Origin of the sequence: Streptomyces sp. NPDC050738 (assembly GCF_040654175.1) — a bacterium.
Lineage (GTDB): Bacteria > Actinomycetota > Actinomycetes > Streptomycetales > Streptomycetaceae > Streptomyces.
In genome coordinates this window covers 544,646-555,983 of the sequence record NZ_JBFAHN010000002.1, presented here as the reverse complement: position 1 = coordinate 555,983, position 11,338 = coordinate 544,646, and the positions used below count along the sequence as shown (strand labels likewise).

The following is an 11,338-nucleotide window of genomic DNA, read 5'->3' as shown; positions in this document are numbered from 1 at the left end:
TGAGTAGGAGATGTACGTCGAACCGGTTCGAGGAAGCTAGCACCGGGAAAAGTGGTCAGCAATCCCTCCGGTACGGGGAACTTCCCTTTGTTCAGCGGGTTTTGGCGAAGTGAGTCCAGACTCTTGACAGTCGTTCCGCCGATTCCTACCTTCACTTCACGCGAACCGGTTCGACGAAGGAGTTCCCGTGAACATCGGTGAGATCGCCCGGCTGGCCGGTGTCTCGCGGAGCACCGTGTCCTACGCACTGAGCGGCAAGCGCCCGGTCTCGGATGCCACCCGCAGAAAGATCCAGCAGGTCGTCGACGAACTGGGCTACCGGCCCAGCGCCAGCGCCCGCGCCCTGGCCAACGGCAGGACCAGCACGCTCGGCCTGATCTTCCCGCCGGCCGGCAACCACTACACCGGCATGCAACTGGACTTCATCGGCAGTGTGGTGGAGGCCGCCGCGGCCTGCGACTACGACGTGCTCCTGTCGCCCAGCGGCGTGGACAGCGACCGCTCCTTCCAGCGGCTCCTCGGAGAGCGGCGGGTCGACGGCGCGATCCTGATGGAGATACGCCTCGAGGACGACCGGGCGGACCATCTGGCCGCGGCGGACTTTCCCTTTGTCGCCATCGGCCGTACCGCCCATCCCGAGGACGGCTGGTGGGCGGGGCTCGACCACACCGCGCTGGTGGAGGCGTGCGTCCGCCATCTGGCAGATCTCGGCCACCGCCGCGCGGCCTTCGTCAACCGCCCCGAACAACTGCTGCGGAGCGGGTACGAGTCGGCGCAACGGGGCCTGGACGGCTTCACCAAAGCCGCGGCAGAGCGCGGGCTGACCGTGCGTACGTACTGCTGCGGGGACGACGCCGCCTCGGGCCAGCGGTGTGTGGAACAGATCCTGAACGACGACCCGGCCACCACGGCCCTGGTCACCCTCAACGAGGCCGCACTCGGCGGGCTCTACCGGGGCCTTGCCGAGGCCGGCCGTCATGTACCCCGCGACTTCTCCGTCACCGGCGTCGTGGCCGGTCGCTGGGCGGAGACGGTGACCCCGCAGCTCACCGCGGCCGACGTACCGGCGGCGGAACTGGGCCGCCTCGCCGTGGACCTCCTCGTGGAGCGGCTCGCCGACCCCGCCGCCGCCCCCCGCCACCACCTCCTCGTACCGCCCATCTCCCTCCGGGCCAGCACCGGACCCGCAGGCGGCACCCCCGCGACGCCCTGACCGCACCCCACCTTTCAGCACCCCGCCCACCCCGCCCAGGCACCCGCATGCCCAAACCAAAGGAACCAGCGATGAACAGCTCCTCCGGAAAGCGCCGCCTGAAGGCCGCGGCCGTGACCGTCCTGGCACTCGCGTTCAGCGCCACCGCCTGTGGCTCCGGCTCCGGAGGCACAGGGGCGAAGGGCGCGGACGACGGTACGTACACCGTCTGGGACCCCTATCCGCAGTTCGCCAAGGGCTCCGCCTGGGTCAAGCTGCTCGACTCCTGCGGCGCCAAGGCGGGCGTGAAGATCAAGCGGACCGGCTTCGACACCAGCGATCTGCCGAACAAGGCGCTCCTCGCCGCGCAGCAGGACAACTCCCCGGACGTCCTCATCGTCGACAACCCGGTGGTGTCGACCCTGACCGAGGCAGGCATCCTCACCACCACCGACGACAACAAGCTCGACACCTCGGGCGTGGACCCCAACCTCCTTGCCGCCGGCCAACTGGGAGGCAAGACCTACGGCACCCCCATCGGCGCCAACACCCTGGCCCTCTACTACAACAAGAAGGTCCTGAAGGACGCCGGCGTGGACATCACCTCGGTCAAGGACTGGCCGACCCTCACAGCGGCGCTCGCCAAGGCCAAGCAGGCGGGCAAGAAGGGCATCACCTTCTCCGCGATCGGCACCGAGGAGGGCAGCTTCCAGTTCCTGCCGTGGTTCTGGGGCGCGGACGCGAAACTGACCGAACTCGACTCGCCCGCGGCCGTCTCCGCACTCACCCTGTGGAAGGACTGGCTGGGGAAGGGCTACGCCCCCAACTCCGTACTCAACAACACCCAGACGACCAGCTGGCAGGAGTTCGAGACCGGCGACTACGCCTTCGCCGAGAACGGCACCTGGCAGCTCGCCAACGCGAAGAAGGCGGGACTCGACTACGGCGTCCTGCCCATCCCCGGAGCCGACGGCGGCAGCGCCGCGGCCCCGACCGGCGGCGAGTTCGTCACGATCCCGGTGCAGAGCAGCACCGGCCGCTACGCCACCGCGCAGAAACTCACCGCGTGTCTCACCAGCACCCAGAGCCTGTACGACACCGACACCACCCTCTCCTACATCGCGCCCACCGCCGAGGTGCAGGGCAAGCAGCTGGCGGCCGACGCCGAGCTCAAGCCATGGGTGGACGCGGTCCGAGCGGCCAAGGGCCGTACCGGCGACGGCCTGGGCACCAAGTACCCGAGGATCTCCGAGCAGATGTGGAAGGCCGTCCAGTCCGCGCTGAGCGGCTCGAAGTCCCCGAAGGACGCGCTCGCCGCCGCCCAGTCGTCCGTCAAGTAGCGGAAGTCCAGGCCCTGTTGATGAGCCACGCCACACAAGTGCCGCGCTCCCGGCGGGTGAACGGACCCGCCGGTCCGGCCGAAGCGGCTCCGCGCCGGGCGCGCCGCCGCCCCACCTCCCAGCAGTGGGCCGCCTGGGCCTTCCTCGCCCCGGTGGTCCTCTACCTCGCCCTCTTCTACGCCTATCCGCTCTACCGCAACCTCGATCTGAGCCTGCGCCACTACACCGTCCGCTCCTTCGTCCAGGGCAACGCCCCGTTCGCGGGCCTCGACAACTACCGGACCGTCCTCGCCGACGCGACCTTCCTGCCCGCCCTGCTGCACACCGCCCTGTTCACCGCCGTGTGCCTGGTCTTCCAGTACGCCATCGGCCTGGCCCTCGCGGTCTTCTTCCACCAGCACTTCCGGCTCTCCGCCACCCTGCGGGCCCTGTTCCTGGTGCCCTGGCTGCTGCCCCTGATCGTGTCGGCCTCCACCTGGTCGTGGATGCTCAACAGCGACTCGGGCGTGGTCAACGCCGTCCTGCACGGCGTGGGCATCGGCCCGGTGAACTGGCTGACCTCGCCGACCTGGTCACTGATCTCGGTGATCATCGCCAACATCTGGATCGGGGTCCCGTTCAACCTGGTCGTCCTGCACAGCGGCCTGCAGTCCATCCCGGCCGGTCTGTACGAGGCCGCGGCCCTGGACGGGGCGGGCGCGTGGCGGCGGTTCTGGAGCATCACCTTCCCGCTGCTGCGGCCGGTGTCCGCGATCACCCTGCTCCTGGGCCTCGTCTACACGCTCAAGGTCTTCGACATCATCTGGATCATGACCAAGGGAGGCCCGGCGGAATCGTCGACGACCTTCGCCACCTGGTCCTACCAGCTCGGATTCGGCAACGTGCTGCCCGCCTTCGGCCCCGGCGCGGCCGTCGGCAACCTCCTCGTCGTCGCCGCCCTGGCCTTCGGCCTGGTGTACATCCGCGTACAGCGAAAGCAGGCCTGGTCATGAGGCAGAGCACCAAGCGCAGCCGGGGGAAGACAGCCGTCGGTGTCCTGCTGACCGCGATCATGCTCTTCCCGGTCTACTGGATGGTGAACGTCTCCTTCACCCGCGACCAGGACATGCGCAAGAGCCCGCCCGACCTGTTCCCCGTCCACGGCACCCTGGCCGGCTACCGCACCGTCCTGCACGAGCAGTTGCCGTACCTCGGCACCAGCCTCGCCATCGGCCTCGGCACCGTCGTGCTGACCGTGGCCCTGTCCGCCCCCGCCGGTTACGCCCTGGCCAAGCTGCGCCCGCGCGGCGGCGGCATCCTGAGCTTCGTCCTGCTGGCCGCCCAGATGATCCCCGGCATCATCATGGCGATGGGCTTCTACGCCATCTACCTCAGCCTGGGCCTGCTCCAGACCGTCCCCGGCCTGATCGTCGCCGACTCCACCCTGGCCGTGCCCTTCGCGGTGCTCATCTTCACCGCGTTCATGTCCGGGATCCCCGGTGAACTGATGCAGGCGGCGAAGACCGACGGCGCTGGTCCGCTGCGCACCTTCTGGTCGATCGTCCTGCCGATGAGCCGCAACGCGGTCGTCACGGTGTCCCTGTTCGCGTTCCTGTGGTCCTGGTCCGACTTCGTCTTCGCGGGCACGCTCGTCAACGGCGGCCCGCACGAGCCGATCACCCTCGGCATCTACCACTACATCGGCAACAACAACCAGGAGTGGAACGCCATCATGGCCACCGCGGTCGTGGCCTCGCTGCCCGCCGCGGTCATCATCGTCCTCGCGCAGCGCTACGTCGCCGCGGGCGTGACCGCCGGCGCGGTCAAGGACTGACGTCTTCCCCTCTCCTCCTCCGCCCCTGCGCGAGAATCGAGTGACCGTTCATGACCGCCGCCCCATCAGGCCCGGCCTTCTCCCTCCACGACATCCCGTTCAGCACGTACGGGTCCTGGTTCGACATCTCCCCGGTGGTGGCGGAGAAGACCCGGGCGGAGGACCTCCACCTCGTCTCGCACCAGAACGGCATGCACGGCGTACTCCGCCTCGTGCCGCTGGACGCCGCGACGGGCGAGCGGGCCGAGACCCAAGTAGAGGCCGCGCCAGGCCTGTTGAGCTGGATCGGCGCCGCCGGCCGGGTCGATCTCTCCTACGAGTCGCCCGACACGGTACGGCTGCGGGGTGCGGGGATGGCGCTGCGTGTCGGCGCGGCCGCACGGACCCTGACCCCGTTCAGCGGCACCTATTTCTTTCGCGACGCGGCCGCGGGCGCGCACGTGTTCACCTCGTACGAGACCGGGCGCCGCTACCGCGTCACCGTGCTCCGCGGAACGGCTGCCGACATCGTCGGAAGCCAGGCCCTGAACGGCGGGGAACGCGGTCTGACCGTCGCCATGGACGCCGACGGCCTCTGGGAGATCGCGATCGAGGAACTCGACACCGCCCGCCCCGCGTACACCCGGGCGGCAGCCTTCGACAAGATCGTCGAAGCCGAGAGGAACGCCTTCGCGGACTTCGTCGAGACAGCGGCCCCATGGCGCTCGGCCGCGTACCCGGCCGCCGAACTCGCCGCCTACGTGGTGTGGTCGGCGACGGTCCGCCCTGCGGGCTTCCTCGCCCGGCCGGGTGTCCTCATGTCCAAGCACTGGATGGACAAGGTCTGGAGCTGGGACCACTGCTTCAACGCCCTGGCCCTGGCGCCCGGACACCCCGAACTGGCCTGGGATCAGTACCACTTGCCGTTCGACCACCAGGACGCGGCCGGGGCGCTGCCCGACTCCGTCACCCACTCCGAGATCCTCCGCAACTTCGTCAAACCGCCCATCCACGGCTGGGCGTTCGGCCACCTGAGGCGCCGGCTGCCTACGCCGCCCGGGCGGGCGGAACTGGCGGAGACGTACGACAGGCTGACGCGCTGGACGGAGTTCTGGCTCACCTCGCGACGCGCCCCCGGTGACGCGCTGCCCCACTACCAGCACGGCAACGACAGCGGCTGGGACAACGCCACCACCTTCGACCCCGAACGGGCGGTCGTCACGGCGGACCTGGCCGCCTTCCTCGTCCTGCAACTGCGTGAACTGGCCGACCTCGCCACGTACTTGAACCTGCCGGACGAAGTCCTCCGCTGGACCCGCACGGCCGAGGCGACGCAGCGGGCGATGCTCGACCAGCTGTGGAACGGCGACCGGTTCGCCGCCCGGGGGGTCGAGAGCGGTGACAGCCGGCACAGCTCCAGCCTCCTCGACCTGATGCCCATCGTGCTGGGCGAGCACCTGCCGGATGCCGTCAGCGGCGTGCTGGCGGCCCGTATCGAAACCCACCTGACCGCGTACGGCCTGGCCACCGAAGTGCCGACCTCACCGCACTACACCTCCGACGGCTACTGGCGCGGCCCGATCTGGGCCCCCACCACGGTCCTCATCGAGGACGGGCTGCGCCGCGCGGGCCGCCACCGGCTGGCGGACGAGATCAGCACCCGCTTCCGCGCGCTGTGCGAGACCCACGGCTTCGCCGAGAACTTCGACGCCCTGACCGGGGAGGGCCTGCGCGACCGCGCGTACACCTGGACGGCGAGCAGCTACCTCCTGCTCGCCGAAGCGCACGCGGGCCGGGGTGTCACGCGGGGCGCGGACGGAGAACCATGAGCGAGTCCTCCAGGGTCGCCACCATGGCGAAGGGGAACCGGTCGAGCTCAAGGCAGAGGGCGACGTCATCAGGATGAACTCCCTGGCGTACGCCCTCCGCCAGCTCGGCGGCGGCGCGTGACGCGCCGGCACGGCGGAGGAACTCGGCCGCATCCGTGCCGGCGCCGGTGGCCCGCCGGGCGATGTACTGGGCACACGCCAGATCCTCATCGGCCTGCCCGTCCTCGCCCGTGACCACGAACGTGACGCTCTCGCACTCGTGTGTCCGCAGGAGCCCGGCCGTTGCTTCGGCCACCACGAAACCGGCGCACAGCACCAGCGACGCGTCTTTCACCGCAAGGGCGCCGACCGTCCCCGCCGTGGTCTTCTGCACAACGGTCCGTCCGCCGAGGTCCATCGACCGCAGCAGGCCGGGCGAATTGACGGCGTCGAACCCGGGCGCGGCCGGACCGTCCTTGAGCGCCACCCAATCCGGGTGGCGGCCCTTGAGCGCCAGAGCTTCGTCCAGCGACCCGGCCAGAACGATCTTCTCCGCCCCCTGGGCGAAAGCCCAGGCGGCCACGGTGAAAGCGCGCATGACGTCGACCACGACCGCCACGGACGGGGTGTCGACCAGATCAGGGATACCAAGGAATCGAGTGTGCATCCGGTCATGATCGCGCACCCCCGATCCGGGCTACGGGCTGATGCGGGACAGGACCTCGCAGTTGAGGGTGAGGGTCTCGCAGAGCTGCTGCGTGGTCGTGCCCGGGACGGGGCCCACCTCGATCTTCACCGGCCAGGCCTTCTCCAGGTAGTACCTGACCACCGCCTTGCCGTCAGGCGTGTACCCCACCAGCGTGGCGCTCCGACGTCCCGCGGCGCTGCCCGACGCCGCGGCCTGGTGCCAGCCCCACAGCTCCGTCGACGAGGTCAGCCCGCGTTGGAGCACGGCGCGGGCCCGACTGCCAGGCGCCACCGGCTTGCCGGCCGCGTCGTACATGACCTCGACGGTGCCGACCATGCTCAACTGGCCGAAGGAGGCGATCTCGTAGCCGTCGATGGTGATCGAGAAGCGGTTGGCCGAGATGGCGCCGTCGTAGATCCCCATGTGGACCGCCCCTTCGCGCGGCCGCCCGCCCGGTTGCCGACGGCCCGGAGGCGAACGCTATTTCCGGGCGTGGAGGCTGTCGAGCGCCGATCGGCGTATTTCGGGCAGCTCCGGCCCCGCGGATCTCAGGCGTGCTGCCGTTCGGCCCGTTGCCGGATCAGCTCTTCGACCGCGGTGGGCAGGGTGGTCTCGAAGTCGATGAGCTTCGCCCAGGTCGGGGTGACGACGATCCTGACCATGCCGTCGTAGAGCGACCTGACCTCGGCCTCCCACTCGACGCGCTGCTCGGGCGTCATCTCGTAACTGCCGTTCATCTGCAGATACTCGTCCGGGATGCCGTCGACGACGTCCAGCTCCGCGCGCCCGCGGACGAGCAGGATCTTCGGCGGGTGGACCTCGGTGTCGATGGTGAGGGCCACCACCGGGTTCTTCCGCAGCGAGGGCAGTTTCAGGGCGTTCTTCGACGTGCACAGGACGATCTCCGTGCCGTTCCAGGCGAACGCGATCGGGATACTGCGCGGTGTCCCATCCGTGGCGATGTAGGCCAGGCGGGTCAGGTCGCGGGCCAGCAGCTCCTGGCTGACCGGTTGGTTCAGGATCTCGGTGACCTCGGTCGGTTGCATGGTGATCGCTCCTCGTCGGCGTCGCCGAGCGACTCGTTCCTGGCCGCTCGTGCCCCTGGGACGGAGCGGGCAGGACGTTCTCGACATCCAGGGCTCACGCCCGTTTCGCGAGGTAGACGGTGTTGGCGGCCTCGCGCTCCTGCAGGGGGTTGTCGAAGGTGACGATTTCGGCCCGCACCTCGGTGAACACCTGTGTGAGCGTCGTGGTGAACCGCTCGTCCGGTGCGTCGTTCGACCAGAGCGCGAACACCCCGCCGGGAAGCAGCTGTTCTCTCAACCTCCGCAGGCCCTCGACCTCGTAGAGATCCGCATTCGAGGGGTGCAGCAGATGGCGGGGCGAGTGGTCGATGTCGACGACGATGGCATGGAACCGCCGGCCGGGACGGGACGGGTCGAGCCCGCCGTCGGAGCGGAGCAGCGCGAAGAAGTCGCCATGCACCAAGCTGCATCGGGGATCCGATGCCACCCCGGCGGGAATCAGTCCCTTCCGGTGCCAATCGATCACTTCACCGAGTGCGTCGACGACGACCAGGGAGCGCAGGTTCTCGCCCGCCAGCACCGCCTCGGCGGTGCAGCCGAGGCCGAGCCCGCCGACGAGCACGTCGACCGCGGGTTCCGTCAGCTCCGCGAGGGCGAGACGTCCCAACTCCTCCTCGGCGAAGGTGAACAGACTGGACATCAGGAACTCGTCGTTGAGCTTGATCTCGTAGACGTCCTTGCCGATGCCGGGGTACCACCGGCGGCGCAGCGCCAGCTCGCCCAAGGGCGTCTGGCGCCAGTCGAGCTCCTGGAATCGTGTACTCATCGAATCTCCTCCATTGCGCCGCGGGTCACGACAGACGAGGGTGCCTGACCCGTTGGGCGGTCACGTACTGCGTGGGCGCGCGGGGATTCGCCGGCAGACGGTTAGCGTGCGGATCATGCGCAAAGAGACCCCTGGGAAGGAACCGCTCAGGCAGCGGTTCGTCGGGTTTGCACGGAAACCCTATAGGGACAGGGCCAACAGCTCGTACCTGGTGAGGCGCTGGCCGGACTTCACCGGGGTCTGCTGTGCGACCGTCTTCTTCTGGATGTCGCTGACACCTTCGCTGGTGCCGCGGCCATGGCTTCTGCAGGGCGTCGTCGGCGGGATCTCCGCCGCCCTCGGATACGCCGTGGGTTCGGTGGCGAGCACGGCGTGCCGCGCCCTGTTCCGCTGGCGGCCGGGCCGCGTGACGCGGGCGAGGATCTGGCAGGCGTACTGGATTCTCGGCCCGGTGCTCAGCGTCCTGCTGATCTGGGAGAGCGCTCACATGCAGCGCAGACTGCGTGAACTCCAGGGCCTGCCCGAGGCGTTGGCCTGGCATATCCCGGTGATCGCGCTGATCGCCGTCCTGCTGTGGGCGCTGATTCTGCTGGTGGCGCGCTCGATCCGGCTGGGGTCACGACGGCTGATCCGGCTGCTGCACCGCTTCGTTCCGCTGCCGGTCGCGATCGCGGTGGGATTCGCGCTCAGCGCCCTGATCGTCACCGTGGGGCTGCGCAATGTGGTGTTCCAGCGGGGCGTCATCGATGTGGCGGACCGGATGGCGTACACCGTCAACGGCGGTACCAGGGGTGGCATCGAGAAGCCGGTGTCGCCGCTCGTCTCCGGCGGACCCGGTTCGCTGGTCGCCTGGCAGGACCTCGGCTTCCAGGGGCGCAACTTCATCGGTTCCGTACTGACCCGACAGCAGATCAGCGACTTCACCGGGCGGCCCGCGAAGGACCCCGTGCGCATCTACATCAGCGCGTCGGCGCCGGAAGCCTTCAGCGGGGACGAGGACCCGTTCAAGGGCAAGGCGACGCTGGCCGTACGGGAACTGGAGCGGACCGGCGCCTTCGACCGCGACGTCCTGGCCATCGCGGGCACCACCGGCACGGGCTGGATCAACTCCGACATCAGCGAGCCGCTGGAGTACCTGCACGACGGCAACACCGCCATCGTCGCCGTGCAGTACTCCTACCTGCCCAGCTGGGTGTCCTTCCTCGTGGACAAGGAACGGGCCGCGCAGGCCACCCGGGATCTCGTGGAGGCCGTCCACGAGAAGTGGTCGGCTCTCCCGAAGGGCCATCGCCCGAAGCTCGTCGTCACCGGGGAGAGCCTGGGCGGCTATGCCGTCGAATCGTCGTTCGACGGCGTCGACGACCTGCTCGCGAGGACCGACGGGGCGCTGGTGATCGGCACGCCCAACTTCGCCCCGATGTCGCAGGAGATCAGGGATCACCGGGACGCCGGAAGCCCGGTGTGGCGGCCGCAGTACCAAGGGGGCAGGAACGTACGCGTGGCGCAGTTCCCCGAAGAGGATCTGCGGCGGCCCGAAGGGGCCTGGGGACACCCGCGCGTCGTCTATCTGCAGAATGCCTCCGACCCGGTGGTGTGGTGGTCCACGGGCCTTCTGCTCCGCCGCCCCGAGTGGCTCGACAAGCCGCTCGGTCCCGACATCACCTCGGAGATCCGCTGGTTTCCGCTCGTCACCTTCTGGCAGACGACGATCGACATGGCGGTGTCCTACGGGGTAGAGGCCCCGCACGGGCACCGGTACGGGGCAGGGCCGGTGGACGGCTGGGCCGCGATCGTTCCGCGCGAGGGGTGGACGGCGCAGGACACGGCGCGCCTGCGCCGCCATATCGAGCAGCGGGAGTCCCCGTACTGACGGGCCTAGCGCAGGAGAAAGCCGAAGATGTAGCCCAGGGCGTTGGTGGCCCAGTGCAGCCCCATTGGTGCCAGCAGGCTGTCGCTGCGGCGGCGCAGTTCGCAGAAGAGGCAGCCTGCCGCCGCGGTGAAGAGTACGGCTCCGACGTCGACCAGCACCGTGCCGAGGACCGTGCCCCCGAAGCCCGGGTCCAGGGCGGGTTTCGCGGTGGCGAGGGAGAGACTCGGCAGGATGTGCCACAGGCCGAACAGCGTCGAGGAGAACAAGGTCGCCGTGAGATGCCCTCTGCGGCGCAGCACCAGGCCGTACAGGACCCCGCGGAACGCGACCTCCTCCAGCATGACGATGCCGAACGGCACATCGACCAGCGCACGCCAGGCCACCTCGCCGGCCCCGAGCCCACTGTTGCGCTGGTCCGCGAAGAGCTCGCGTGTCCAGGGCAGTGCCGCCCCGCACGCGTAGACCGCGGCCACGATTCCGATGAGAGCGGCCGCCCAGCGCAGTCCGCGGCCGAGCGTGTCCCGCGCGAGCCCGACGTCGCGCCATCCGCCGCCGGACCAGTACACGATGCCGAGCAGCGCAACGGTGACGAGCAGGGAGACGGGCAGCCCCCAGGACCGGGCCCACCGGTTGTTCGCCAGATTGGTGAGCACCAGCAGAACCACGGTGACCCCGACGGCGAACCCGGTCGGGACCGGGCGGCGCAGTCGAAGGGAGGCTGACGCTGACACCAGGCCATCGTGCGGCCGGCGGCCGACCGCGGCCATTCGACCGGCGCGCGGGCAGCGGGCGGACGG

General features: G+C 69.5%; 11 protein-coding genes. 6 read left to right on the top strand and 5 right to left on the bottom strand.

Going from position 1 to position 11,338, the window contains the following annotated elements:
* Nucleotides 1-187: 187 nt before the first annotated feature.
* The 5 genes from AB0H78_RS06740 (at nt 188) to AB0H78_RS06720 (ending at nt 6,153) form a co-directional block, all read left to right on the top strand.
* Nucleotides 188-1,213 (top strand): LacI family DNA-binding transcriptional regulator, encoded by a 1,026-nt coding sequence (locus tag AB0H78_RS06740; protein ID WP_363233169.1) that lies wholly within the window; start codon nt 188-190, stop codon nt 1,211-1,213.
* A gap of 71 nt (nt 1,214-1,284) precedes the next feature.
* A complete protein-coding gene (locus AB0H78_RS06735; RefSeq protein ID WP_363233168.1) occupies nt 1,285-2,532 on the top strand; it encodes an extracellular solute-binding protein in 1,248 nt (415 codons plus the stop codon).
* 20 nt (nt 2,533-2,552) lie between these two features.
* Nucleotides 2,553-3,524, top strand: coding sequence for a sugar ABC transporter permease (locus AB0H78_RS06730; RefSeq protein ID WP_363233167.1), 972 nt, complete (start codon nt 2,553-2,555; stop codon nt 3,522-3,524).
* Nucleotides 3,521-4,345 (top strand): carbohydrate ABC transporter permease, encoded by an 825-nt coding sequence (locus tag AB0H78_RS06725; protein ID WP_363233166.1) that lies wholly within the window; start codon nt 3,521-3,523, stop codon nt 4,343-4,345. The genes AB0H78_RS06730 and AB0H78_RS06725 overlap by 4 nt, the downstream gene beginning before the upstream one ends.
* 50 nt (nt 4,346-4,395) lie before the next feature.
* Complete coding sequence (locus AB0H78_RS06720; protein ID WP_363233165.1) at nt 4,396-6,153, top strand: trehalase family glycosidase; 1,758 nt, start codon at nt 4,396-4,398, stop codon at nt 6,151-6,153.
* Here the strand turns inward: AB0H78_RS06720 and AB0H78_RS06715 are convergent.
* The 4 genes from AB0H78_RS06715 to AB0H78_RS06700 all read right to left on the bottom strand — a co-directional run bounded on the left by AB0H78_RS06715 (nt 6,125) and on the right by AB0H78_RS06700 (nt 8,671).
* On the bottom strand, nt 6,125-6,799 hold the full coding sequence (locus tag AB0H78_RS06715) for a 2-phosphosulfolactate phosphatase (RefSeq protein WP_363233164.1): 675 nt from the start codon (nt 6,797-6,799) through the stop codon (nt 6,125-6,127). The genes AB0H78_RS06720 and AB0H78_RS06715 overlap by 29 nt on opposite strands.
* A 30-nt stretch (nt 6,800-6,829) precedes the next feature.
* Nucleotides 6,830-7,243, bottom strand: a complete 414-nt coding sequence (locus tag AB0H78_RS06710; RefSeq protein WP_363233163.1) for a phage tail protein — start codon at nt 7,241-7,243, stop codon at nt 6,830-6,832.
* Nucleotides 7,244-7,368: 125 nt separating this feature from the next.
* A complete protein-coding gene (locus tag AB0H78_RS06705) occupies nt 7,369-7,866 on the bottom strand; it encodes a pyridoxamine 5'-phosphate oxidase family protein (RefSeq protein ID WP_363233162.1) in 498 nt (165 codons plus the stop codon).
* Between the two features lie 94 nt (nt 7,867-7,960).
* Nucleotides 7,961-8,671 (bottom strand): spermidine synthase, encoded by a 711-nt coding sequence (locus AB0H78_RS06700; RefSeq protein WP_363233161.1) that lies wholly within the window; start codon nt 8,669-8,671, stop codon nt 7,961-7,963.
* 115 nt (nt 8,672-8,786) lie between these two features.
* Between AB0H78_RS06700 and AB0H78_RS06695 the strand changes: the two genes are divergently transcribed.
* Nucleotides 8,787-10,541: an alpha/beta-hydrolase family protein gene (locus AB0H78_RS06695; RefSeq protein ID WP_363233160.1), complete on the top strand. Its 1,755-nt coding sequence runs from the start codon at nt 8,787-8,789 to the stop codon at nt 10,539-10,541.
* A gap of 5 nt (nt 10,542-10,546) precedes the next feature.
* Here the strand turns inward: AB0H78_RS06695 and AB0H78_RS06690 are convergent, their stop codons facing one another.
* Nucleotides 10,547-11,272 (bottom strand): type II CAAX endopeptidase family protein, encoded by a 726-nt coding sequence (locus AB0H78_RS06690; protein ID WP_363233159.1) that lies wholly within the window; start codon nt 11,270-11,272, stop codon nt 10,547-10,549.
* Nucleotides 11,273-11,338 lie beyond the last annotated feature (66 nt).